Source organism: Nostoc sp. 'Peltigera membranacea cyanobiont' 210A (genome assembly GCF_002246015.1).
Taxonomy (GTDB): Bacteria; Cyanobacteriota; Cyanobacteriia; order Cyanobacteriales; family Nostocaceae; genus Nostoc.
Map to the genome: position 1 here is coordinate 40,120 of NZ_NOLJ01000014.1, position 25,572 is coordinate 65,691.

The 25,572-nt window shown below is 41.8% G+C and carries 23 protein-coding genes; 11 read left to right on the forward strand and 12 right to left on the reverse strand.

Translation table 11 applies throughout. The features are described from left to right. Nucleotides 1–5: 5 nt before the first annotated feature. Entirely contained in the window at nucleotides 6–1,472 is a 1,467-nt protein-coding gene (locus tag CDG76_RS32520) for a c-type cytochrome (RefSeq protein WP_094352975.1), read from the reverse strand. 66 nt (nucleotides 1,473–1,538) lie between these two features. Then, a complete protein-coding gene (locus CDG76_RS32525; RefSeq protein ID WP_094352976.1) occupies nucleotides 1,539–2,933 on the reverse strand; it encodes an NADH:flavin oxidoreductase in 1,395 nt (464 codons plus the stop codon). 720 nt (nucleotides 2,934–3,653) lie between these two features. Between CDG76_RS32525 and CDG76_RS32530 the strand changes: the two genes are divergently transcribed. The 3 genes from CDG76_RS32530 (at nucleotide 3,654) to CDG76_RS32540 (ending at nucleotide 8,377) form a co-directional block, all read left to right on the forward strand. Continuing rightward, nucleotides 3,654–5,609, forward strand: a complete 1,956-nt coding sequence (locus CDG76_RS32530) for a hypothetical protein (RefSeq protein ID WP_223265484.1) — start codon at nucleotides 3,654–3,656, stop codon at nucleotides 5,607–5,609. A gap of 258 nt (nucleotides 5,610–5,867) precedes the next feature. After that, on the forward strand, nucleotides 5,868–7,340 hold the full coding sequence (locus tag CDG76_RS32535; RefSeq protein ID WP_094352978.1) for an esterase/lipase family protein: 1,473 nt from the start codon (nucleotides 5,868–5,870) through the stop codon (nucleotides 7,338–7,340). Nucleotides 7,341–7,585: 245 nt separating this feature from the next. Continuing rightward, nucleotides 7,586–8,377 carry an SDR family NAD(P)-dependent oxidoreductase gene (locus CDG76_RS32540; protein WP_094352979.1) on the forward strand — a complete coding sequence of 264 codons (792 nt, stop codon included), beginning with the start codon at nucleotides 7,586–7,588 and terminating at the stop codon, nucleotides 8,375–8,377. Nucleotides 8,378–8,765: 388 nt separating this feature from the next. Here the strand turns inward: CDG76_RS32540 and radC are convergent, their stop codons facing one another. The 3 genes from radC to CDG76_RS32555 all read right to left on the reverse strand — a co-directional run bounded on the left by radC (nucleotide 8,766) and on the right by CDG76_RS32555 (nucleotide 10,341). After that, the gene (radC, locus tag CDG76_RS32545) at nucleotides 8,766–9,497 is read right to left on the reverse strand and encodes a RadC family protein (RefSeq protein ID WP_094344442.1); all 732 of its coding nucleotides are present in this window, start codon (nucleotides 9,495–9,497) and stop codon (nucleotides 8,766–8,768) included. Nucleotides 9,498–9,641: 144 nt separating this feature from the next. Then, complete coding sequence (locus CDG76_RS32550; protein WP_094352980.1) at nucleotides 9,642–10,058, reverse strand: helix-turn-helix domain-containing protein; 417 nt, start codon at nucleotides 10,056–10,058, stop codon at nucleotides 9,642–9,644. Continuing rightward, nucleotides 10,039–10,341 (reverse strand): type II toxin-antitoxin system HigB family toxin, encoded by a 303-nt coding sequence (locus CDG76_RS32555; RefSeq protein ID WP_094352981.1) that lies wholly within the window; start codon nucleotides 10,339–10,341, stop codon nucleotides 10,039–10,041. Before CDG76_RS32555 ends, CDG76_RS32550 begins: the two co-directional genes overlap by 20 nt. A gap of 214 nt (nucleotides 10,342–10,555) precedes the next feature. On the opposite strand from CDG76_RS32555, the gene CDG76_RS32560 reads away from it, so the two are divergent. Together CDG76_RS32560 and CDG76_RS32565 are read left to right on the forward strand one after the other, a co-directional pair. Beyond that, on the forward strand, nucleotides 10,556–11,122 hold the full coding sequence (locus CDG76_RS32560; protein ID WP_094352982.1) for a hypothetical protein: 567 nt from the start codon (nucleotides 10,556–10,558) through the stop codon (nucleotides 11,120–11,122). Nucleotides 11,123–11,281: 159 nt separating this feature from the next. Further along, nucleotides 11,282–11,878 (forward strand): hypothetical protein, encoded by a 597-nt coding sequence (locus CDG76_RS32565; RefSeq protein ID WP_223265485.1) that lies wholly within the window; start codon nucleotides 11,282–11,284, stop codon nucleotides 11,876–11,878. A 121-nt stretch (nucleotides 11,879–11,999) separates the two neighbouring features. Here the strand turns inward: CDG76_RS32565 and CDG76_RS32570 are convergent, their stop codons facing one another. Next, a complete protein-coding gene (locus CDG76_RS32570) occupies nucleotides 12,000–12,938 on the reverse strand; it encodes a phosphoribulokinase (protein WP_094352984.1) in 939 nt (312 codons plus the stop codon). Nucleotides 12,939–13,132: 194 nt separating this feature from the next. Further along, nucleotides 13,133–13,591, reverse strand: a complete 459-nt coding sequence (locus tag CDG76_RS32575; protein ID WP_094352985.1) for a CoA-binding protein — start codon at nucleotides 13,589–13,591, stop codon at nucleotides 13,133–13,135. 147 nt (nucleotides 13,592–13,738) lie between these two features. On the opposite strand from CDG76_RS32575, the gene CDG76_RS32580 reads away from it, so the two are divergent. Then, a complete protein-coding gene (locus tag CDG76_RS32580) occupies nucleotides 13,739–14,401 on the forward strand; it encodes a class I SAM-dependent methyltransferase (protein WP_094352986.1) in 663 nt (220 codons plus the stop codon). 18 nt (nucleotides 14,402–14,419) lie between these two features. On the opposite strand, the gene aroA is transcribed toward CDG76_RS32580, so the two are convergent. Continuing rightward, complete coding sequence (gene aroA / locus CDG76_RS32585; RefSeq protein ID WP_094352987.1) at nucleotides 14,420–15,700, reverse strand: 3-phosphoshikimate 1-carboxyvinyltransferase; 1,281 nt, start codon at nucleotides 15,698–15,700, stop codon at nucleotides 14,420–14,422. Between the two features lie 205 nt (nucleotides 15,701–15,905). Between aroA and obgE the strand changes: the two genes are divergently transcribed. Continuing rightward, nucleotides 15,906–16,934, forward strand: coding sequence for a GTPase ObgE (gene obgE, locus CDG76_RS32590; RefSeq protein WP_094352988.1), 1,029 nt, complete (start codon nucleotides 15,906–15,908; stop codon nucleotides 16,932–16,934). Here the strand turns inward: obgE and CDG76_RS32595 are convergent. Beyond that, on the reverse strand, nucleotides 16,927–20,022 hold the full coding sequence (locus CDG76_RS32595) for a PAS domain-containing sensor histidine kinase (RefSeq protein WP_143854210.1): 3,096 nt from the start codon (nucleotides 20,020–20,022) through the stop codon (nucleotides 16,927–16,929). The two genes, obgE and CDG76_RS32595, sit on opposite strands and share 8 nt — an antisense overlap. A gap of 516 nt (nucleotides 20,023–20,538) precedes the next feature. Here CDG76_RS32595 and CDG76_RS32600 point away from each other — a divergent pair. Genes CDG76_RS32600 through CDG76_RS32610 form a run of 3 tightly spaced genes read left to right on the forward strand, consistent with a single transcriptional unit; the run spans nucleotide 20,539 to nucleotide 22,228 of the window. Then, on the forward strand, nucleotides 20,539–21,144 hold the full coding sequence (locus CDG76_RS32600; protein ID WP_094352990.1) for a vWA domain-containing protein: 606 nt from the start codon (nucleotides 20,539–20,541) through the stop codon (nucleotides 21,142–21,144). Between the two features lie 55 nt (nucleotides 21,145–21,199). Continuing rightward, nucleotides 21,200–21,805 (forward strand): vWA domain-containing protein, encoded by a 606-nt coding sequence (locus CDG76_RS32605; protein ID WP_094352991.1) that lies wholly within the window; start codon nucleotides 21,200–21,202, stop codon nucleotides 21,803–21,805. Nucleotides 21,806–21,832: 27 nt separating this feature from the next. After that, on the forward strand, nucleotides 21,833–22,228 hold the full coding sequence (locus CDG76_RS32610) for a salt stress protein, Slr1339 family (protein WP_094352992.1): 396 nt from the start codon (nucleotides 21,833–21,835) through the stop codon (nucleotides 22,226–22,228). A 75-nt stretch (nucleotides 22,229–22,303) separates the two neighbouring features. Here CDG76_RS32610 and CDG76_RS32615 read toward each other — a convergent pair whose 3' ends face one another. Then, nucleotides 22,304–22,645, reverse strand: a complete 342-nt coding sequence (locus CDG76_RS32615) for a winged helix-turn-helix transcriptional regulator (RefSeq protein WP_094352993.1) — start codon at nucleotides 22,643–22,645, stop codon at nucleotides 22,304–22,306. Nucleotides 22,646–22,930: 285 nt separating this feature from the next. Here CDG76_RS32615 and CDG76_RS32620 point away from each other — a divergent pair, with 285 nt between their 5' ends. Next, nucleotides 22,931–23,137: a hypothetical protein gene (locus tag CDG76_RS32620; protein WP_094352994.1), complete on the forward strand. Its 207-nt coding sequence runs from the start codon at nucleotides 22,931–22,933 to the stop codon at nucleotides 23,135–23,137. 393 nt (nucleotides 23,138–23,530) lie between these two features. On the opposite strand, the gene CDG76_RS32625 is transcribed toward CDG76_RS32620, so the two are convergent. Beyond that, nucleotides 23,531–24,274, reverse strand: a complete 744-nt coding sequence (locus CDG76_RS32625) for a rubrerythrin family protein (RefSeq protein ID WP_094352995.1) — start codon at nucleotides 24,272–24,274, stop codon at nucleotides 23,531–23,533. A gap of 382 nt (nucleotides 24,275–24,656) precedes the next feature. Continuing rightward, nucleotides 24,657–25,484: a carbohydrate ABC transporter permease gene (locus tag CDG76_RS32640; protein WP_094352996.1), complete on the reverse strand. Its 828-nt coding sequence runs from the start codon at nucleotides 25,482–25,484 to the stop codon at nucleotides 24,657–24,659. Between the last annotated feature and the right edge of the window lie 88 nt (nucleotides 25,485–25,572).

Consider the following 25,572-nt stretch of genomic DNA (forward strand, 5'->3'; position numbering starts at 1 on the left):
TCCTTTTAAAGCTTTTTCATGTACTCAACTAGTGCATTTTTATCTTCTGTAGGAAGATCGGTACCATATAAATGACCACTGTTACTATTTCCAGGTTTTGTGGTATCGAACTTAAAGTATTGCTTACCGTTTTCTACACCGACATCAGATACAAAGCCAACTTTTGCTCTGTCAATGACATCGTAGCCACGATAGAATTCTTTAGGTCTATTTTCTGGTGTTTCTAGTAAATCCCGTAAGGTGGGAACTGAGCCATTGTGCAGATAAGGGCCACGTAACCAAACACCATCAAGGGGCATATTTGCATAGCCATTAGTCTTACGGAAATTTTTAAAGCGCCACGGATACCCTGTATACAGAGTATTTTGGTTAGACATCGTTTTGTAGGTATATGAGTCAAGACGATGAGGGTCTGTACCAATTTCTTGAATTGGGACAACTTTGCCTGTATATGCACCACCAAAAGCGTGACAACTAGCACAATTGCTTTGAAAAAGCTGTTCTCCCTTCGCTGCTATAGTTTCGTTAACTTCGTAGGGATATTTTGGTGGTGGTAGTTCCCAAAGCCAATCGGCAACTCTCTGAATTCGAGGCAAATCAATTGTTGTGGGTGTAACTCCAGCGCCTAAAGCCGCACTCTTATTTCGTTCATCAACAGAAGTATTATTACCATCCCAATGTAACTGCAATCCCTCACGGGGTTTTTGATTCCAAACTGAGGGGAAATCAGAAGTACCAATCAGTTCATCCTCACGCAATTTATCCATTGGGAAATGGAATTGAATTGCTTTATAAGGATTAAAAGTATCTACTCTTCCTGGGCCCCAATCTGGTTGTTTTTCAACGAAATCAAGTCGAGATGCCTGATTAATTAGTGCATCTCTAGTTTGAGGAATTGCAATGAAGCGATAAAGTAATTTTTCAATGGGATTAAGACCACCACTAATTTTTTCAATTTCTGGCAACATCCGGTTAGCAGTAAAGCGCTCATCTACACCAACTGCTGATAAGAATTTGATATATCCCTGCAAATTAACCACATTAGCAGGCATTGTCGTGATGACTTGATGTTCGCTATTAGGGGTATTTCGCAGGGTTCCTGTATGACATACAGCACAATTCAACCCAACTCTATCGATAAAGATTCTGCGTTGCGAAAAACCTATAGGTAAATCTTTATCAGGTTCTTTGATAAATCCCAGAGAAGTGTAACCTTTTCCAGGTAATTTATCTGAGAATAATTCTGGTAAAACTTTCCAAATCCAGTAAGGGATGCCATTGATGGGTTCGCTGCCGATTGAACCATATTTAAAGTGGTTTTCAATATCAGCATAATCCACTGGGGAGTTGGACAAAACAGGCCAAAGGAAAAATACTGCTACTGCTACAATACCTACAATTACAACCCAAATCCGCTGGAATACTCCCTTGATTGAGGTTGGAAGTAGGGTAGGGTTTGTTTGTTCAGTCATGAAACACTCCCCATTTTGTCGAGATTATTTGTAAGCGAAATTGTCGATGTGATACGCATCGCTTTTTTATCTAGATAAATTTGCAAACTGAGTTTCATGAAAGACTGACATTACTTCTTCCATCATCTCTTCATAGCTATTGAAGCGATCCTGCTCGTAACAACCCAAAGGATTTTCAATTACATTCAGCAGACATTTATTGCAATAAGTACAGGGTTTCTCTGCCAGGTCTTTACCTGCTTGAAAAGATTTAACTAGGTCATTATTAGCAATTAGGGTACGAGCCATTGTCACCCCATCACAATAGCGATCGCTAATTGCCTGACGAATATAAGAAGCTTGCTGTAAACCACCTGTACATAATACAGGAATATTAACGTGCTTTTTAATTTCTCTGGAATCTAGTAAGTTTCTGCCTTGGTTCTCTATTAGTAACTGCTTGATTTTAGGGTCTTTTACATCATCACCACTAAAAGCTTGAGGAGGCAATTGCTTTTTCACCCGATTCCATAAAAAATTGAAAATTGGATGCAAAAATGCTTTACGAAATAAAATGTAGTTACGTGTGGTTTCGACACCACTTGACAACATGGCATCATAAGTTTTTGTAATGACATCAAAATTAAAATCACCAATGGGATTGAGCGGGTGAGGAAATAAGCTACCAGTTGACACATGCACGGCATCAGCCCCAGCTTCTTCTGCCCATTGACAAACTTGGATGGAATCTTCTATGGTATTACCTGGTTTTTCCCAAAAGGTGACGGCGTTGTTATAGTCAACGGCACTAATTTTGAATTGCAGATGAAAGTCGTTGCCTACTTCTTTGCGGATTGCTCTAATTACATCTAGCAAAAACCGCGCTCGATTCTCTAATGAACCACCATATTCATCTTGACGGTCGTTAATTCCAGAACTGAGAAATTGATTAAAAAGATATCCATTAGCACTGTGCAATTCCACCCCGTCTAAACCTGCTTCACGGGCACGTCTAGCACCATCGGCGAAGTATTGGATTGTTTCTTTTATCTCTGTTAGTGTCATCGCTTGACACAAAAAGCCGTGGAATGGCTCAGTTTGGCTAGTGGAACTTAAGGCTTTTTTTCCTAAGTTTTCTACACCACCAATATCTTGCTGTCGCCCCGAATGACTTAATTGCAAAATAAATTTACAGTCATATTCGTGGACTCTTTCTCCTACTTTTCGCCAAAAAGGAATGCGCTCATCACAGTTAATGGTGGCGTAATTGGGCATAATTCGTCCCCGGATGGCGACTGGAACAAAGGAACTGATAATCGCTCCTACACCACCACGAGCAAACTTTTCTTCCCAGTTGATTCGGGCTTGAGTACCTGAACCATCATAGTTATCCCATCTGCCAGAAATACTAGAGCGAAATATCCGATTTTTTACTGTGAGATTACGGAATCTCAATGGCTCAAATATAATATCGTTTTCCATGTGTTTCTCTGTCTTTATCTATTGTTTCGGCAATAAAATTAGAAGTCAAAATTATTCGTAGCACTAACAGTCTCGCCAGAGAACTATTTTTTCTAGTGTCTCTGGGAGGGCAGTTTTTTATGTCTACAAATCTACAGTGGAGGTTTTCGGATGCGATCGCTAAGTATTAAGTTTTTGTTACTTAAATTTACCTACCAAGTTTCAGCATGGATATTTATCCTTATTGGTTTTTACAGTTATATAAGGACTTTTGCAGTTTGTAAACCTACGGGATTTACAGAGCAATTCTTAAAAAAAGTGAAAATTTCCGTCTTTTATTTCTCTTAAAAGGTTAAGGCAACCTTAAAAGTAGCTGCTAACAATTTGTTACAAATTTAACCAAGTATGTAGGAAATCGATATAACCATAGCAAATTGGTTATTGAACACCATTGTAAATTTACAAATTTTTAAATTTTTGATTTAGAAATGTATAAAAGTTTATTGATGACGTTTTACAAAGTTGTGTAGTAACTTCATATATAACGAACCTCAGTAAGGTACATTAATCATCAAAATCTCCTTAGACTAAATCTGGAAAATGGGAAATTAGTGATGAATCATTAATGTACCTCTGCAAACGTGAGGTGCAGTGTAAAAGGTTTAGGTGTTACAACCAGAGAGTTTTATGAAAAAGACAAGTCTAATTTTTAAGGGCTGTCTGCTCCTCCTATTCGTGACTATGTTTATAGTCTGCGGCTTTTATGGAACGCCTACAGCTCTAGCTGATGAGTATAGTAAAATACCTACCTCCATAAGTACTGAGTATTTAGATACGGGTGTATCTGAATACCCTGATAACTGCGAAGGTATCGGTTATCTCCCAGAGTACACAAAGGAGAATTTGACAGATGCCGAGAAACGGGGTCGTTGCACTTGGTACTTATGGACTGGCGGTAATTCTAAGTACTATCGCGATTTAGCGAAGCGAACGCGTGGCGGTGTTGATCTGCTAAAGCTGATTGACTCGCGTATGCATGACGAGCGATTGCAACGTTATGGTGCAATTAACGATCCTGGATGTGAAAAGGCGACAGCGCCAGATGAATACGGATTGCTGCTAGATAAATGTAAAGATCCGCTCTCAACTGGCGTAATTGGGTTGCGTAAGTTCCCCAACCCCAACTTCGACTCGGCTAAATGGAACCCTGTTGAATATGCCAAAAACTCACAAGTTGAGCCTCCCTACGTAATTGGCCAGTCCTGCGCCATCTGTCACGTAGCATTAGATCCCCTCAATCCACCCAAAGACAAGGAACATCCAAAATGGGAAAACCTTGTAGCAGCATTGGGTAATCAGTACATTAAGGAAAATAAATTATTTGCATCCAGCGTTGGAGAAAATAGTTTTGTTAAGCAAGTACTTGATTCTCAAAGACCTGGAACTTCTGATACTTCTCGGATTGCCACCGATCACATCAACAATCCGAATGCGATCAATTCCATTTTTAATTTAGGCGATCGCCCCAAATATCCAGAGGTGATGAACGATGGTTCAACCAAGGATGTCAATCATATTCTCAAGGATGGTGCAGACTCTACAGGAGTGCCAATTGCCTCATTACGCGTCTACGTCAACATTGGGATGTGCGGCGATTACTGGACAAGTCTCCATGAGCCTTTATTAGGCAGAACTCCCCAAAAACCTTTTGATATCGAAAAGGCACGGAAGGAGTGCGAAGGCTGGAGACAGACAGAAGCACGCATGGCTGATGCGGAAGCATTCTTAAAAACCATCCAGCCGATGCACCTGAAAGATGCACCAGGTGGTGAAGAGTTCTTGACTAAAGATGAAGAAGTTCTCAAACGTGGCAAGCTGGTTTTTGCCAGCACTTGTGCTAGTTGTCATTCCAGCAAAAAGCCACCGGCTGCGATCGCAGCTGACGCCGAACAGGCTCAAAAATGGTACGAAGAGTCTGTACTCAGTAGTAATTTCCTCGACCACAACTTCTTGTCTGATGACCAGCGTTATCCAGTTACACTAATTGGTACGAATGCGGCGCGATCGCTAGGGACAAATGCCGCTAAGGGGCATATTTGGGATCAGTTCTCGTCGAAGACTTACAAAGAACTGCCTTCACCGGGTACTTTGACGCTGTACAACCCCTTCGATGAGAAAAAACCTATCGAATTTAAGATACCTGACGGCGGTTTGGGATATTACCGTACACCTTCACTAGTGAGCATTTGGGCAACAGCACCACTTCTTCACAACAACACACTAGGACTTTACAACGAAGATCCTTCAGTGAAAGGACGTGTAGAAGCCTATACGGATGCGATGGAAAAGCTGCTGTGGCCTGAAAAGCGTGAGGGAATTATCAGTAGGACAGATCGAGATACCAAATTAGAGCTTCCCCCAGGAGATCCGAATCCTAGATTTAGGCTTCCTGTTCCTAAAGGTACACCTGTGAATTTGCTAGCAAGCATCAATATCAGAGAGGCGATTACATCTCTCAATCTCGGCAACCTTTTCCAAGACTTGAAACCGGGCGGTGGAATTAAGGGTAAATTGGCACGTGTACTTTTAAGAGCCAACAAATCTCCTGACTTTGTGGAAGATGAGGGTCATTATTTTGGCTCAAATCTCCCAGATGAAGATAAGAAAGCCCTAATTGAGTTCGTGAAAACTTTCTAAGTACAGCTCCCGTGTAAAATCGTAGTGTTTTAAACGCAGAGAATTCGCTACGAATTAATAAAATGTTTGTACTATAGCGTTTACTAATCACATGAGGTACATCATAGTCCCCTCCTTGCTTGCGGGGAGGGGGTTGGGGGTGGGGTTCTTGTACCTCACTGAGAACCGCTATAAGACAACTTGTCTTGATATTCTGCACTCGTTCCCAGATTTAACCTGGGAACGAGAAAAAATATTGATTAAATAGCAAGGATATATATGCAGTATTTACCAATCGTCTTCGTTCGTGGATATGCAGGTACACAAAAAGACGTTGAGCAAACAGTCAACGATCCCTTTTATGGATTCAATAGTGGTTCAACGCATATTCGAGTAGATGAGAAGGAAAATCCTCAGAAGTTTTTTTTCGAGAGTCCATTGCTGCGGCTAATGACCGATCATGGTTATCAACCGATTGTTGACAATCAGAATGTGAGCCATCAGATTAAAAGATTGTCCGGTCAACTTCATAAAACTATTTGGATCTATCGATTTTATGATATATCTACACCTAGTTTTGGCTCTTCAAGTGTAGTTCGACAAGAGATGGAGGAGATCGCCAAGGGTTTAAGAGACTTGATCCAGAATGTCAAGGAAACGACGGGTGCTGACAAAATTTATCTTATTGCCCATTCAATGGGAGGTCTTGTTTGTCGCAGCTTGATTCAAAAGATTTATCCAGAACAAGGCGAGCAAGCTGCCGACAGCATTGACAAATTCTTTACCTACGCTACACCTCATGGCGGTATTTATTTTGAAGTGGGGAGTGGCTTGCTGGAAAATCTGAGGGACAAATTTCAATTGAATAATTCTGATGACTTTGGTCCTCAGCGGATGTATCAGTATTTAACACCTGATGTCCGGCCAACAGATGAGTTACCCGATAACTTTCAGCTAGAAAAACTACAAATCATAGAGAATGGATTTTCGCCAGACCGCGTTTTTTCTTTAATCGGCACTAATGCACATGATTATGAAGAAGCTTTTGGTCTCTCACGCAAGACTGTGGGAGTGAAAAGTGATGGTTTAGTTCAGATTGATAAAGCTTATATCAGGGGATCTCATCGTGCTTATGTTCATCGCTCTCATGGGGGACGTTATGGCATATTGAACTCCGAAGAAGGTTATCAAAACCTGCAACGATTTTTGTTTGGTGATATCCAGGTGAAACTGTCTCTGAGCAATGTTGAGTTACAAGACTTGGACAAGAACTTTTATCAACTAGAAACTAGGGTGGCTTTGCGTGGTCTTCCTATTCCTATATATGAGCAAGCGATCGCTCATTATTGCCCAATTACACAAGAGTTAACCCGAACAGATAAACCTGTTCCCCTATTTACAGCTTTCTTAATCCCAAGAAACTCAGCCAGTGATGATAATATATGTAGATATGCTCTGCGTTTAGCACTACATTCATTCACAAAACAAGAGACAAATTGGTTACGTGACAGTCATCTCGACCAAGTACCTTTGTGGTCTGACTATCTAATTACTGATGTTGCCGAATCAAATAGCACTTATGAGGCTAAATACAGTTGGAACTCTGAAGAAAAAGAGCCAGTAACAAAGTTAAATCCGACTTCCGAATCCAGTCCAGGTATATATGTTGCGTATGTTTACTTACCTGAACGTGGGCAAAAAGTCTTAGGAACAAATGCGGCAGTTCGCTTGGAAATCTCCCAATGGAAATAAATAATTTTTTGTTGTGTAGTCAGTGATTAATTGTGTTGACTTAGCACTTCTTAATTATTCTGGAGAGAGAATAATCAAGCTTAAAGAACGTTAGGTTAATAATGACTAATAACTAATGATTTATAAAAGACATGAGTGAAAAAGAATGGATAGATACAACCTACGTATCTATAAGGTTTCTGGATTAACACATAGTTATTTTCACCAGATGTCTATTTATTTCAAGCTGTTAATAGAGGAAAATTATGCAGACTAATCGCAAACAAACGGCTCTTATTACTGGTGCATCTGGCGGCATCGGTTATGAATTCGTGAAATTATTTGCTCAGGATGGTTACAATCTTGTGTTGGTAGCTAGAAGCGTGGACAAGCTGAATAAAATCGCCGATGAATTTAAAAATAAATTTGGCATTGATGTCAAAGTTATTTCCAAAGATTTATCTAACCCATCAGCCCCAGAAGAAATTTTCACAGAGCTAGAACAAGCATCAATCAATATTGATGTGTTGGTGAACAATGCCGGGTTTGCTACCTACGGATTATTTAACGAAATTGACCTGAATGCTGAAATGCAATTGCTACAGGTTAATGTTTTATGTCTGACACATTTAACCAAGTTATTTCTCAAAGGTATGGTTAAACGGGGATCTGGAAAAATATTAAACTTGGCTTCCACTGCTGCTTTTCAACCAGGGCCACTGATGGCAGTATACTACGCTAGCAAAGCCTATGTCTTATCATTCTCAGAAGCGATCGCTAATGAATTAGAAGGTACAGGCGTTTCTGTAACAGCACTTTGTCCAGGGCCTACCGAATCTGGTTTTCAACAAAGAGCCGCAATGGAAGACTCAAAGTTGGTAAGCGGTCAAAAAATTATGACTGCGGAAACAGTAGCCCAAATCGGTTATCGCGGTCTATTTGAAAACAAAACTGTTGTAGTTCCTGGAATTAAAAATAAGCTACTCGCTGAATCTGTAAGATTTACTCCCAGAAAGCTAGTAACTAAACTAGTTAGAAATATGCAGGAAAGCAAATAAGTTGTAACACAGCAATCCTAAATCAAACGCTCAGAAACGAATGGTACTAAGTTAAGATACAGCCCTTGCCCCAACTGTTTCCCAGCCTCCAGGCTGGGAAACCATTCTCGGAGGCTCCGCCTCCTTTTTCTTGACAAGAGGCAGAGCCTCTCGGAACTTGTTCCCAGCCTCCAGGCTGGGAACAAGGATACAATAAGTCTTTGGGCTTTTCTTAGTGCCATTCCGCTCAGAAACAATATCCCCGACTTCTTTAAGAAGTCGGGGATCTGCGGGTTGCGATTCTCACAAGTCTTTAATTACGAATTACGTTAGCGCAGCGTTAGCGTTAGCGAAGCGGTAGCGAGTACTCGAGCGTCCGCAGGAGCGTCATTACGAATTACGAATTATTTTAATCCCCCTGTGGATGCTCATCCCACAAAGTTGTCAGTTCCCGTAAACTTTGATGATTGCCATTACCCAAAATCAAATGATCTAGTACCGGAATGCCCAAAAGCTGCGCCCCTGCTAACAACTGGCGCGTTAATTCTATATCTTCTTGGCTGGGTTCAAGGTTCCCAGAAGGGTGGTTATGGGCAACTATTACCCGCGTTGCGCCTTGACGAATAACTTCTCGAAAAATATCACGGGGAGAGGCTAAGGTTTCGGTTGCAGTACCAATAGTAATTACTTGCGTACCCAATAAGCGATTCTTGACATCTAATAGCACCACTGCAAAACGTTCTTGTACCTGCCACATCAAATCTTGACTGAGGGTAGCAGCAGCAGCAAGTGGGCTATCAATTAATGTGCCATCATTGGGGCGAGATTGAAAGGCGCGTTTACCCAATTCAATTGCTGCTAAAATACTTGTCGCCTTCGCCGGGCCAACACCAGAAATTTGCATCAACTCAGCAGGGCTAACTTCTCGCAGAACTACCAAAGGATCGCGTTGGTGTTTGCCTAATTCGCTTAAGATATATTGTCCCAAACCCACAGCAGATAGTTTTCCCGGTCCTTGACCAGTGCCTAGAAGAATTGCGATTAACTCCGCTGTGGCTAAAATTTTTGCACCATGCGTCATTAATCGCTCACGCGGACGCTCATTTGTAGGTAGGTCGGCAATTCTGAGGCAATAGGTCATATTAAAGTAAGAAAATAGCACCACACATAGAACTATCCTTAGTTATCCCTCGTTTGCTCTCAAAATCATCTTTAATTTGAGAAAATCTTTAATTTTACCCGCCCGCCGTAGGCTATCGCACTTCCACAATCAACCAATAACAAGTTACTCAAGACTATTTGGGAAGAAAGCAGCAGGTGAAATATGAAAAAACTTCGCCAGTTCTTCAATGTGTCTAGTTGTTAATTTACGCTGCTTTTTCAATATGGCCGATATAATAGATTCTGTTTTGAAAATGGGTACTAAATCTTTTTGAAGTAGCCCATTTTCTTCTATCAAAACTTGAAGTAAATCTATTCCATAAATATCAGGCACAGGCTCTTGCGTTTGTTCAAACTCGTAAACTAGAGTGCCTAAAATATTAAGATAATCTTTTTCATCCAATGTTAACGGAGCGCTATCTATCAAAGAATTAATAACTTTTTGGGTAGCAAATAACTCATCCTCAGTCTTGATAGGACGAGGAGGAAATGCTTGCAGCAGTTCAATGTAGGTAGGACGTTTATTTAAACCAAGGATCATTTTTCCATTTGTCTGTATCGTACTCTGTATGAGTTAATACGTTGCGAATAAATACTTTTTGACTTTGATAGTCAATATAGGTAATAAGGCGATACTTGTTTCCTTGAATATTAAAAACTGTAAGTTCACCTACTGGATCGGCAGAGTTAAAAGCTTGGCGAACTTCAAGTATATTTTGCCACTTGGCTAATTTTGCAACTTTGTTCCAACCACGTAAACTAGATTCAGCATCGGGATACTTTTGATAAAAAAGTTTTAGTGCTGTATTGGAAATAATATGCATAATAAATGAATTTTTTCAAAATAAAGCTCATAATAACGTTCCTCGAAGTATCAAACCGTAGTTATTCAAACTTAGCAAATTGCTAAGTTGATGTCAAGAGTTTAATGATTAGGTTTTTCGCTTTACCCCTAACAACAGTAGACTTTCAGTGAAAATATACTTATTACCAAGTTTAATAAGTGCAATTATGTACCTGCTGCCATAGGCGATCGCTATGTTCGATGATTTATTCAACAATCTCAAAGGTTTTATTGACTCTAAAATTCAAGAAGTCGGTAACGATCTGCAAAAGCGCTTCGGCGTTCCCGAACCCGCAGAGCCATTTGTGCTGATTCGTCGATTCACACCTGCCGATTCCACTGTGACAAAGGGATGTATTGCAATTGTCGGAGAAAGCTGGCAAATTGAAGCTTATGACGATAATACTCAGCGCTTTCTAACTAATAGTACAGATCCTTTGCGAAATGTCATCTTGTTTGAAGTTGCAGAACCCGATGTCCAAGAGTGTGTTTTTGCTTGCCAATTTAACGCGAAAGCGCTAGACACAGAAAAAGCAATTAAAGTGAGTTTAGGTTTGCGTAGACCAGGACAATGGGGCGGAATGACAACAACTTCATGGTCTACAGAAGTTTTACCAACAGAAAATTTTAAACCTTACGAAGTGCGTGCCCATTTTAAAAAAGAAGCAGATGCTGCCAAAGTTCAAATTAGTGTGCAATTTGAGAGTAGTGGCATTCTTCAGATTAAAGATATTGAATTGCTGCAAGCGCCTGTAAAGTAACAATCATGAGCTTGGGGAAGGGCTGGGGTGGGGTGCAATGATTGTGGAAATCATAACTAAGTTACCCGAACATGATATGAGCGGATGAACAAGAACGCCCAAATATGACAAAAGACTACTATTTCAAAGGGAATACTAAAAATAATATAATTTAGGGCGATGCCTACGGCAGTAAACTACGCTATGTTTGACGAGCTATTCAACAATCTGACAAATTTTATTGTCTCTAAAGCTAAGGAAGCCCTTAACGAGCTAGAAAAACCCCTCGCTATTCCCGAACCCGCAGAGCCATTTGTGCTGATTCGTCGATTCACACTTGCCGATTCCATAGTCACAAAGGGAGGCATTGGAATTGTCGGAGAAAGTTGGCAAATTGAAGCTTATGATAATACTCAGCGCTTTCTAACTAATAGTACAGATCCTTTGCGAAAAGTCATCTTGTTTGAAGTTGCAGAACCCGATGTTCAAGAGTGTGTTCTTGCTTGTCAATTTAATGCGAAAGCGCTGAACACAGAAGAATCAATTGCAGTAAGTTTGGGTGTAGGTAGACCACGAGAATCGGGCGGAATGAGAACAACTTCATGGGGTAGAGGAGTTTCACAAACGGAAAATTTTCAGCCTTACAAAGTGCGTGCCTATTTTAAAAAAGAAGCGAATGCTGCCAATATTCAAATCAGTGTGCAATTTGAGAGTAGTGGCATTCTTCAGATTAGAGATATTGAATTGCTGCAAGCGCCCGTCAAGTCACAATCATGAGCAATATCTGAAATTTGAGTAATTAGCAAGGTGCGTAGTTTAGCGCCGTAGGCATTGCATAATTCAACATTCCAATACTACACGCGATCGCAAACCATTTAAACCCCTTCATTGTCGCTAATTACTGATAAGTTTGCGTTGCTTTCAGCATGTGGTAGGTAATGATCAACTGAGTCAAAGCCAGGGGGTAACTTTGCAGTGTTTCTCCAGTTGTACCAGCAATTTTACCCAGTTCTGGATTACTTTCGCGATCGCAAATACTTCGTAAATGGGGCATATCAGAACAAATAATATGCTCTAGCTTATTTACTTGGTCTAAGGTGGCATGACCATCAACTTCTAAGACATCCACAGGCTTACTCATATCCCTGTCTAGCCCCAAGCGGATCGCTGAGTCAAAATTACCATAGCCAGAGCTGATAATCTCGGTAAAATCTGGGTGCGGAATTGTTGGACGAAGTACCAAACGGACATTCAAGTGTCCATTACTTTCATCATCGTCCTCAGTGGGTGGATAAAAACTAATGACTATATCAGACCATTGCCGCTGCGGACGGATAAACTCTGCTGAATCTGGTTCGCGCTTTTCTAATTCTGCTAATACCTGTTCAGCTGTGTAGCCGCGCTTTTGGGTGTCTCGCTTCACTTTCCACTTAGCGCGTAGTGTTTCTGGGGGTGCAAGGTAAACTTTAACATCGTAGGAATCACGAGCGGCACGGGTAGAATAACCGAGTAATCCTTCAATAATGACGAATTTATTCGGCTTGATATATTGCGGTGGCTCGAATGTGCCGGTTTTATGACTGTAAACTGGCTTAAGAATTGGCTGTCCCGTGCGTAGCAGCGACAGATGTTGCTGCATAATATCTAAGTAATTGCAGTCGGGGTGAAGGGCAGTGATGCCAATTTCTGCACGTTGTTGGCGATCGTAACGGTGATAATCATCTGTACAAATGAGCGTGACATTTTCTGGGCCGAGTACCTGAGCGATTCCTCGCGTTAGTGTTGTTTTACCAGCCGCGCTGTCGCCGACAATACCAAGAATTATTGGACGGCTCATCATAACCTCCCACAATAAAAACAACTTTAGTAATAAAATACCCACAATAGTTTTTATTCTAGAAGGGTTTAAGCAAGTAACTCAAACAAAGACTTGGTATGCAATATCTCTACACATAAAATGTTTGTGCGATTGCTTTTTGCATAATAATTACAATCTACATGATTGTTAGAGTTATCTGTACACATAAAATACTAGACATTTCCTGTTAAACCTACTCTCAGCCGCAGATATTCAATTTTGATACAAGCATCCATAACCACATTGAGTCCTGCATCTATAGCTCTTTGTGCTGATGGTTGATGCCAGATACCCAGTTGTGTCCATACAGTTTTCGCATTGATAGAAATTGCTTCATCTACAATTTCTGGCAAGTACTCAGAACGACGAAATACGTTTACAATATCCACGGGTTCGGGTAATTCCTGGAGTGCGGCATAACTGGGTTGACCTTCAATTTCTTTAATTAGCGGGTTGATGGCATAGACTGTATAGCCTTTTTGTCGCAAGAATTGGGCGATTTGATAACTGGTGCGTTGGGCGAAGCCCTTGCCGTAGGCATCGCGTTTATCAGAGTGACCTATAACAGCGATGGTTTTTGCTTGGATTAACACCTCATGCAGAGCGTTATCATCTTCTTTAAGGTTTGGCATGATTTAAAATATCCTGAGCGTAGGCGCAGCCCGTCGTAGACATCGCTTTGCTCATCATACTGAGTTGCATTTAAATATAAATTTGACTTTTAAAAAATCATTCACGAATATCAAAGACTCGTTCCCTATTCTCCATGCCCAATGCCCATGACAACTAAAACACTAGGACTCGAACAAAACCTCTACGACTATTTACTGTCAGTCTCTCTGCGAGAACCAGAAATTTTAACCCAACTGAGACAAGAAACAGCCCAGTATCCGATCGGGAGAATGCAGATTGCTCCCGAACAAGGGCAGTTTTTGGCATTACTGGTGCAGTTGCTAGGAGCTAAGAAAACTTTGGAAATTGGGGTATTTACAGGTTATAGTTCCCTGGTGGTGGCATTGGCGTTACCGAGCGATGGTAAGGTGGTAGCCTGTGATATTAGTGATGAATTTACAACGATCGCTAGACGTTATTGGCAACAAGCAGGAGTGGCAGATAAAATTCAACTGCATATTGCCCCAGCTTTGCAGACTTTGGATCGGCTACTGGCAACCAAAGAAGCAGAAACTTTTGATTTTGCCTTTATCGATGCAGATAAGAGCAACTATGATGCCTATTATGAGCGATCGCTGCAATTAGTGCGTCCGGGGGGATTGATTGCGATCGATAATGTTCTCTGGTCAGGCAGGGTTGCCGATCCCCAAGTGCAAGATAATAGAACTAAAAGAATTCGTGCCTTTAATCAAAAACTGCATCAAGACCAGCGAGTTAGTCTTAGTTTAGTAGCGATCGCAGATGGCTTAACTTTGGCACTGAAAAGGTAAGTTTAGCGAAAATAGCTCTTATTGTTCTAACATTTGGAAGAATCGGGTAAAGTAATCTGGAAAAGTCTTCGCTGTACAACCAGGATCTTTAATTACAATCCCTGGAACCTTCAAGCCAGTCACAGCAAAAGCCATCGCCATTCGATGATCGTGATAGGTTTCAATTGCCGCCGGGGTAATGGGGCCAGGCTGAATTTTCAGTCTATCTGCAAATTCTTCCACTTCAACTCCTAGCCGCCGCAACTCTGTAACAACAGCTTTAATTCGGTCAGTTTCCTTATAGCGAATATGTTCCACGTTCCGAATGGTAATTGGTGAACTGGCAAAGGGTGCGATCGCTCCTAATGTTTGCACTAAATCCGATATATCATTCATATCAATGTCGATGCCTTGCAATTGCTTCGGCCCCGTCACTTCGGTGTAATCATCCGCATCCTTAATTTGGCAACCCATCTGTTCTAAAACATTCAACCAGAGAATATCACCCTGACAGGATTGTTTAGTCAAATGTTTGACGCGCACCCGTCCACCCGTGACAGCGGCGGCGGCAAAAAAGTAAGAAGCATTTGACGCATCGGGTTCGACTGTGTAATGTCGAGCTTGGTAACGTTGACCTGCTTTAATCTGAAATTGATTATCGCCAATTTGAATTACCTCCACGCCAAAATCTGCCATCAGACGACAGGTCATTTTGACGTAAGACTGAGAAACCAACGTACCTTCAACCTCAACAATTGTGTCTTGTTGAGCATAAGGCGCAATCATCAGTAATGCCGAAAGTTGCTGACTTGTTTGGTTAGCTTTCACCCGAAAATTGCCGCCAGCGAATTGCCGACTATAGACGGTGTACGGCATAAACCCAGAGTTTCCCTCAAAGTTAATGGTTGCTCCACCCATTTGTAGTACCGTTAACAAGTCGCCCATCGGTCGTTCTCGCATCCGAGGAACGCCATCTAGGCGATATTCGCCGTTCCCCAGTGCCACCAGCGCCGAAATAAACCGTGCTGCTGTACCTGCCAAACCCACAAATAAATCTGCCTGTTTAGCTGGAATCTCGCCTCCCCTTCCCGCCACTTGAATTTGTGCCAACTGAGGATTCAAAGTAATGGGAATGCCCAATTGCTCTACGCATTTGGCAAAATACTCGCTGTCTTCACTAAATAAGGCATTTTCTAAAATGGAGTCACCTTGCGCCAAAGCAGCGACAAGCAACGCCCGATTGGTAAGACTTTTAGAACCGGGAATTTCTACTGTGGCATCCACTGGCCGATTTAGAGCAGGAATTGCAATGGTATCCACTTTAAACCTCTACGTAGGCGGTTAGCTACAACTTTATAATATTGCCATATCTTGAGCAAAAGGGGCAGGGGAGGATGAAGTGTGAGTTACAAGTAAATAGTGAGGAATGAAATTTTAAAACTTATAAAACTTATAATTTATAACTCGCAACTCATAATTCAGCACGGGTTAAACCCTAGCTATCCGCTAACAGGACTCTAGAAAGATGCAATTTATCGATCAAGCAAAAATTGAAATTGAAGCTGGTAAAGGCGGCGATGGTATTGTCGCTTTCCGGCGAGAGAAGTACGTGCCGACTGGTGGCCCCTCTGGTGGTAATGGGGGACGAGGTGGTTCGGTATTTTTCGTTGCCGAAGAAAACCTACAAACTTTGTTGGACTTCAGATACAACCATCGCTTTCAGGCAGAAAAGGGGACTCGTGGCGGGCCAAATAACTGTACTGGGGCAGCAGGCAAGGATTTAATTATCGAAGTTCCTTGCGGTACAACCATTTATGATGCTGAAACTGGCGAACTGCTGGGAGATTTAATTGAGCCTAAGCAGACTTTGCTGATTGCCCAAGGTGGTAAAGGCGGACTGGGAAATCAGCATTTCTTGAGTAACCGTAACCGCGCCCCAGAATATGCCCTTCCAGGATTACCAGGAGAAATAAAGCAGCTGCGCCTGGAGTTAAAACTTTTGGCAGAAGTGGGGATTATTGGCTTACCAAATGCTGGTAAGTCCACTTTAATTTCATCTTTATCAGCTGCACGTCCAAAAATTGCAGACTACCCTTTTACTACCCTGATTCCAAATTTGGGTGTAGTGCGGAAACCTACTGGCGATGGAACTGTTTTCGCTGACATTCCCGGACTCATTGAGGGAGCAGCTCATGGGGCAGGGCTGGGACATGATTTCTTGCGCCACATCGAGCGCACGCGGGTGCTACTTCACTTGATTGATGCCACTAGTGATGATGTGGTTAGAGACTACAACACAATTAAGGAAGAATTACAAGCTTATGGACGGGGTTTAGCAGAACGTCCGCAAATTTTGGCGCTGAATAAAATTGATGCAGTCGATCGGGAAACCGTCGATTTGGAAGCGTTAGCCACCCAGCTTAATCATCTCTCCTACGCCCCGGTTTTTGTGATTTCAGCGGTTACTCGCACCGGGTTAGAACCGATGTTACAGGAAATTTGGGGAATTCTCGACCAAATGAAGGTTCCTGAAGAAGTGGAGGTATTTAGCTAATTCCTAATTCTGATGTTGACGTATCTTGAATCAGGGGAATCTTAATCACAAAGTCAGCGCCTTGTCCTGGCTGCGAAATACATTCTAAGCAACCGCCATGTCTTTCTGTAATTATCTGGTAGCTAATGGCAAGACCCATTCCTGTACCTTGACCGATGGGCTTGGTGGTAAAGAAGGGGTTAAATAGTTGTTTTTTAACATCTTCTGATATTCCCAATCCATTGTCGGTAATCCTAATTGTTACCTGATTTGGCTGCTGTAGTTCGGTACGAATGCAAATTGTCGGAATTGGGCATTGAGAATTGGGCATGGGGCATTGTTTATTCTCCTTGTCCCCCTTGTCCCCATTACCCCTTATCCCCAGAGGGGGCCCCACCTTCCCCAGTCCCTCTTCTAAAGCATCGATCGCATTTGACAAAATATTCATGAATACTTGATTTAGCTGCCCTGCGTAACATTCAACCAGTGGTAGCTTACCGTATTCTTTGATTATTTCAATTGTCAAGCGCTGGTCATTACCCTTGAGGCGGCTTTGCAAAATCATTAGAGTACTGTCGATTCCCTCATGGATATCAACAGCTTTCATTTCGGCTTCATCTAAGCGCGAAAAAGTTCGTAGGGAAAGCACAATCTCGCGAATGCGGTCTGCACCAACTTTCATTGAGTTGATTATTTGTGGGAAATCTGATTTCAAAAAGTCTAGTTCGATTTGTTCTGCAAAATCCTGAATTTCTAGCACAGGTTGGGGATAATGACTTTGATAGAGTTGCAAAAGTGAAAGTAAATCTTGGGTGTATTCTTTGGCAGGGTTGAGGTTGCCATAGATAAAATTGACTGGGTTGTTGATTTCGTGTGCCACTCCTGCAACTAGTTGCCCCAAACTGGACATTTTTTCACTTTGAATTAAGTGAATCTGGGTGCGTTGAAGTTCGCGGAGTGTTTCTTTGAGTTCTTGGGCTTGTTGTCGTAGTTGCGCTTCCGACTTTAGCAGGGCTTCCTTGGCTTGTTTGCGTTCTGTGATGTCCCTAACAACAGCTACCCGACAAAAAGGCTCTCCTGTTTCAGGGTGTTTAACGATAAACAGGCTGCAATCAGTAGGAATTTCTATACCTGTTTGAAAATGTCTATGGCGAAACTCGCCTTGCCAGAAACCATATTGAAGCATCAAAGGAATAATTTGTTGCTGAAACTCTGCAAAAGCTTCTGGTGAATGAAAATCAACCACTGGCTTGGTTTTGGCTGCTTCCAGGCTACTAAGTCCCACCATCTTGAGTCCAGCAGGGTTTACATAGAGAACTTGCCCTTCCATTGAAGAAATGCCAATAAAGTCACTGCTGTTTTCAACTAACGCTACAAATTTTTGCTGTTCCTCTTCAGCTCGTTTGCGTTCTGTAATGTCCAGCACCATTGAGGCAATGCCAAGCACCTGGCCATCAGGAGCCACTAAGGGGTTGTTATACCACTCGCCGACTATCCTCCTGTCATCTTTAGTGACGTTCTCGTTGACACTAAAACTTCCTCCACGTTGTGTTAACAGGGCAGTGATAATCTCATTTACGTGCTTTCTGGCGTTTTCAGGTACTATGATCTCAAAACGATTCCCCAGCATTTCCTCTGTGGTGTATCCAAAGATTCTCTCTGCTGCCCGATTCCATGTCTGAACCTCAAAGTTGGTATTCCATTCAATTATGGCTAAAGGTGTTTGTTCAATCAGCAATGCTAGCCTTTGCTTTGAAGCCCTGAGTTGTGCGTCTGCTTGCTTGTATTCGGTAATGTCGCGATAATACCAAATCCTACCGTAATAGTCTCCTAAAGGTGATATCCGATCGCAAGCCCCTTGCTGTTTACGCACAGGTGCAGAATAGCGCTCAAAAATCTTTCCAGATTTGAGGAAAATTTCATCATGGCTGCTTTCCTCTGGATGCTGGTAAAGGTACTCCACCTTAGCCAGAAATTCGTCTGGATTTACTAGTTTGTCTAGTACCCATCCCACGAGTTGGCGATCGTCCCGTGTTTCGATCAGTGCCGCAGGAATTTGCCATAACTGGGAGAATTTCTGATTAAATGATGTAACTGTAAGATTTTCATCAATAATCAGAATTCCGTCGATGGAAGCTTCTTGTTGAGCTTGGAGTACAGCATTAATGCGGTGTAGGTCTTTTTCTGCTTGCTGGCGATTGTGCAGCGCAGCTTGCTGTTCGCTGATGTCGCAAAGCAACCAACGCCAGCCGACCTGCTGACCCTGTGAATTATACATAGCAACCATTTTGATCCGAGCCGGAAAGGCTGCACTTTTTCGCGGCTGTAGATCGATTTCCCAATCCTGCACTTGCTGTAAATTTGCCAATTGGTTGATGAAGGTTTGGCGGTCGGATTCAGCGATAAACAGGATTAATGGTTTACCTACCAGATATTTTTGTTTCACAGATAGTAAGGCTGCGGCTACATAGTTAGCCTCTTTGATGATGCCGACTAGATCCGTCACCAAGTAAGCATCTGGGGCGAGATCGAACAAATCCTGGTAACGCTGATGCTCTAATTCAGCCTTTTCACGAGCGATCGCTAATTCTTCGTTTTGTTGACGCAGTTCTTCCAGGGTTTCCCGAAGTGCATCGCAGGTTTGCATAAGATTGGTACTATCGGTAATGCCAGTCACATCTTGAACTTTCCCGACTTCATTCTGTAAAATGATGTCTCGAATACTACCGACCAGAAATTGATTACCAGTCTCATCCTGAAAGCAAGACTTTTTTGTAGAGATGAGATGGGTTATACCCTGAGCATCAGTAAAAAGATGCTGGTTCTCATTAGTAATATTTGTCGTGAAAACCAGTTCATCTATTTCCCGGAACACATCAGCTTCTACTTGCGGAAAAAAATTATAGTCTGACTTGCCAATTAATTCTTCTCGGCGATGACCGACGAAATCACAGTAGCGATCGTTAAGTAACACCCAGCGATGTTGACGGTCTTTGACAAAAATTGGGTCAGAGATGCCATTAATTATTTGATGCAGAAATGCTGGGGAGAAGTTTTGCTGCCGTGTGTTTTTTTGCTCGTGGTTATCTAAGTATCGAGAATGGTTCATACCCAAATTTATTTCTAAAATGGAGCTAAACAGCTTTTGTTTAGTTCCCTGTGTGTCAGCATGAGTAGTATTTATTATTCCCAGAATCACTACGGATGCAACAGGGAATTGGGGATTGACCCGGATTTCTCACGCATAGTGTAGGCAGAGGGGGAAGAGGAGTGTGGGGAGTGTGGGGAGTGTGGGAGGTGTGGGAGGATGAGGAAGAAGTCTTACCCCCNGAGTGTGGGGAGTGTGGGGGGGGTAAGACTTCTTCCTCATCCTCCCACACCTCCCACACCCCTTGGATTTCTCACTTGTGAGAAATCCAGGATTGAGAGGATTATGTTCTGGGGGAACAAAGAGATGAGGTTAGGTTTGCTTAGGCGATAGCTGCGGCGGGCTACACCAACGCATTCATCAACTGTGGCGAGGCTTTTTTGAATAGCATAATTGATACGAAACCTTAAAGTACTTACGGTATCGTTAAATTCGTGGATTAGACTAGAACCACAGGGTAACAATCAAAGGAAGATTATGATGAGCGATCGCGACTATACCTTAATAATTGATAAAAGCGGTAGTATGTCTACACCCGACCAAGTGGGTGGTAGAAGTAGATGGGAAATCGCTCAAGAGTCTACTCTCGCTTTGGCCAGAAAGGCCGAACAGTTTGACCCCGATGGCATCACCGTTTACGTGTTTTCTGGGAGATTTAAACGCTACGATGATGTCACATCAGCCAAAGTCGCCCAGATATTTCTCGAAAATGACCCTTCAGGAACGACAAACTTAGCAGGTGTACTCCAGGATGCCCTCAATAACTACTTTCAACGCAAAACAGCCGGTAAAACCAAGCCAAACGGAGAGACAATTTTAGTCATCACCGATGGTGAACCAGACGATCGCAAAGCTGTGTTTGAAGTCATCATTCATGCTACTCGCCAGATGGAACGTGATGAAGAATTAGCAATTTCGATCATTCAAGTAGGTTCAGATGCCCAAGCAACTAAGTTTCTCAAAGCTTTGGATGATCAGTTGCAAAGTGTTGGCGCTAAATTTGATATTTGTGATACCGTCACTTTAGACGACTTAGAAGAAATGAGCCTTGCAGATGTATTGAGCAATGCCATAACTGACTAATGTGTTGATCGCCCATAGTTCAGTAACTATTAATTCTAGATTGGAGAATTGAATAATGCTAGAAAATCGTGACTATACCTTGATTATTGACAAAAGCGGTAGCATGGCAACCCAAGATCAAAAGGGTGGTAGAACTAGATGGCTTGCAGCCCAAGAATCAACTTTAGCTTTAGCTAGTAAATGTGAGCAATTTGATCCAGATGGCATTACTATCTATGTATTTTCTGGCAAATTCAAGCGATACGAAAATGTCACATCCAGCAAGGTATCACAAATTTTTCGAGAGAACGATCCTTCTGGTACAACTGACTTGGCAAGTGTGTTAAAACATGCAACTGATGATTACCTTCAACGCAAAGCAGCCGGTCAAACCAAACCAAATGGTGAAACAATTTTAGTAGTTACTGATGGTGAACCCGACGATCGCAAAGCAGTAATGAGGGTAATTATTGAAGCTTCTCGTCGCATCGAACGAGATGAAGAATTAGCTATTTCTTTTATTCAAGTTGGCACAGATCAACAAGCTACCCGCTTTCTCAAAGTCTTAGATGATGAACTCCAAAGTGCTGGTGCTAAGTTTGATATCTGTGACACCATTACTATGGAAGATATGGAAGATTTGAGTCTATCAGAAGTGCTACTCAATGCTATTAATGACTAGCTATACTATTTTTTAGGAATTGCAAAAATGGATTCCCTTGATAAACTGTTAGCCCAACTCGAAACTGAATACAAAGAAGTACAACCACAACAGCAACAGTCAAAATCAGCCACAGCCAAATCGTTTATTCCATCATCACCAAAGTCAGCATCTTTTATGGATAAGCTTTTGGCAGATGTTAAGGCTGATTTTGCCGAAGAAGATGCTGCTATTGAATTAAAAAGACAGCAAGAACTAGAACAGGAACGAATTCGACAAGAACAACTTAAAGCCAAACAACTCGAAGGTTTAAAAGTGCAGGCGAAAGAATGGTTAACCAAAGTAGATCCACTTTCGTCTGAAGGACTTTGGTTTGAAAGGTTTGCTGAAAGTTATCCTTCAAAATTAGAGGCAGCAATTGAATATTTAAGAAGCAATGAATGAATTAAAAATTCAATATCCTGCTCATCAATGTGCTTGCTTGAATTGAAAATTAGCAATTATTATTTATAATCAATATTAATGATGATTTGTTTGAGCTAAATGTTGCACAGCCCATTCGTGCATAGCATACAGAATTGGTTGCAAAGTTTCTCCTAAAGGTGTCAGTGAATATTCTACCTTGGGTGGAATCTGGGGATAAACTTCTCGATGAATAATTCCATCTTCCTCCATTTCTCGGAGTTGCTGAGTTAGCATCTTTTGCGTAACTCCAGGTAAAGCTCGTTGCAGCTCACCAAACCGTTTTACGCCAGTCATTAATTCTCTAATAATCAAAACTTTCCAGCGTCCGCCAATCACCTTTAGGGTAGTTTCTACTTCACAAGTCAGCCTGAAATGGTTTTCTGCTTCAGCTTTCATAGTTTTTTTGTAGGAATAACCTGACTCAGGTTTGCTGGATATACCGCTAATTATCTGTTACTTGTTTTAGGTCTTTCATAACTAGTGTAGCATCTGCGGGAATATGACAATAGAATAGATACTTGCTGTCTTTTGCAGTCCACTGGAGGCAGATGTTTGCTTATTACTGTAACAGTAATCAGCAAAGTGCGTAGTTTACCGCCGTAGGCATCGCTTGTTTTATAATTGGATAACTAGCTATCCAATCAAGTAAAGCCTTCCAGCAAGGCAATCGCTCCAGACTTCATGCTCACACAGGAAACAATCTCAACATTTCAAGCACAAGTAGAGCGGTTTCAGCAATACTTGGATTTTCCTCATGCACAACATGAAGCCAGCGCCAAACTCGCTGAAATTGTCAGTACTAGAGGGATCTCGCAAGATGAGCTTACACAAGAGATAGCTCAACTTCAATTAATGATTGCAACACATCCTTGGGTAAAGACGCGATGAATCGCGTCTCTACAAGTGGTCTATTTGTCGCATTCTTTTTTCAAATTGGTATAACAAACGCACTGCTTTTGCTGCTATGCGAATGATTATGATATTGAAATAACAGAAGAAGAAGCTGAGAAATTAACAGTAAAGGTAGTTACGCATGAAATAAGCAAGGAAAAACTACCTGCTATATTGAAAAATTATGTGATAAATCTTATTTAACGTCATTAGATTGCGATCGCTCTTAGAGGATGTCTGAGAAGCTTTAGATAATGAGTCCCAATCTCTACCAAAATACGCCGACAAACTAGTAGTATACAGCAACAAAAATTTCAGGTTAAGAAACCCCTCGCTAACGAAAGTTTGAGCCAGGGGTAGTTGATCATTAGGTACTCAAGATATCTATAATTACGTAGCTACCAACTCAGAATCAATTTCCGACGGCGCGCTATCTTGGACTAGCGATCGCGTTTCGCCATTACGCTGGAGGATACTGCCAACCATTGCCAACAAGGCGTTTACCTTGCGAGTTCGCCACATATCTACGAGGTTTTGCACTTTAGTCGCAGACATCCGGCGCATCATCGCTTCGTAGAGATAAGCAGCATGTCCAGTTTCATCTTGGGCAATACAAAGCATTCCTAATTTCAAGTTACGAGCGGTTGGCTCGTTATCAGGTAATACTTTTGCCATCCGCGCAAAGTCTTTACTAGCATCTAACTCCAGAATGTATGTGCTAGCCATAAAGACATCCCAGTCAATGACAGCCGGTTTTAGCTGTTCTTGGGTGTAGCCTTCAAAGAATGCTGCGAAAAAAGGACTACGCTGTTGTGATTTTTTTGTGGATGTAGTTGGGGGTTGACGCTTGAAATCTATAACTTGTTTATTCAGCTGTTGTAAGGCGTGGGCAAAAATTTGACCATGCTTAGTTTCATCTGATGCATGTTTTGCTAATTTTTCGGCTAGCCATGTATCGCCTTCTGCTGCGGCGCGATCGCTAAGTGCGGATAAAAATGGCACAGAGCCAGATTCGGCCAACTGAAACCCCGCAAGGATATTGGGGCGGGTTTTAGAATCGCGAATTTGAGCAGCAGAGTAATAGGCAAAGACACTTGAACCAGCTAGATGCAGAAGGTTAGTCAAGAAGTTCATCAGAAATTCCCGCTGACAATTGGAAGGTTACAATTCTTATACTAATCCGCATTTTCTATCGGTTGCCGCCGGAGGGTCTTACCATTTTAAATTGCCTGTGGAACTATATGTCAACAGTTAACAAATATATCTTTGTATTTTGCTAATATCATCCCACAGAGGTAATGCAGGTAAGTTTGGATGGAGAAATTAACTAAACCAGTGCGATTTTGGCTTTGTGCAACTATCATAATTTTAAATTTGATGGGCTGCGATCGCTTTATCGGTACTTCTGGAGAACCGGTTGANTCAACCGGTTCTCCAGAAGTACCGATAAAGCGATCGCAGCCCATCAAATTTAAAATTATGATAGTTGCACAAAGCCAAAATCGCACTGGTTTAGTTAATTTCTCCATCCAAACTTACCTGCATAACCAAAATCAAACTGTCCAAAAGCCTCTTGATAAATGTAGTAAACCAGCAGATTAGTAGAATTCAGTGGTCCACCCCCAGTCATCACAAAAACTTGCTCAAAACTCCGCAATGTAAAAATTGCGGTAGTAATGACTGCAAATATCACAGTCGGGCGCAATCCGGGCAAAGTAATATACCAAAATTGTTGCCAAGCATTCGCTCCATCTAAGTCTGCTGCTTCATAACGACTGGAAGGAATTGCTTGCAACCCTGCTAAAAAAACTACCATATTGAAACCGAGTTGTTTCCAAATACTCATTAAAATAATTACCGGCATTGCCCAAAATGTGTCTCCTAGCCAGGGGATTTCTGAAATCCCAAAAAAATCTAAAAGTCCGTTAACTGGCCCTGATGTTTGAAACAGCCAGCGAAATCCCAAACCGGCTGCCACAAGTGAAATAATTGAAGGTAGAAAATAAGCACTCCGCAGAATGCCCCGCAAGGGAATAGAACGGTTTAATAGTACTGCCAATCCCAAGGAGATAACTAAACTGGGAATGATGGTGGCAACAGTAAAATAAAAGGTGTTACCCAGAACTTGCCAGAAATCGGGGTCGAGTAGCAAGCGCCAATAGTTTTTTAAGCCTATCCAATAAATACCTTTTAAGCTGAAACTACCAGCAGTGAAACTGAGATAGAACAAATAGACGATTGGCCAAATGATAAAAACACCCAGCAAAATTAATGCTGGTGCGAGAAAAATCCACGCGGCTACTGTATCATTATCCAACCACGACTTAGTATATTTTTTTTGCATCTATAATTAACCCTCTTAGCTTGATGCTTAATATTGATGGAATAGCTGAACTTCTAAGGCGATCGCTTGGGTAAGCTCTTGGTTCATA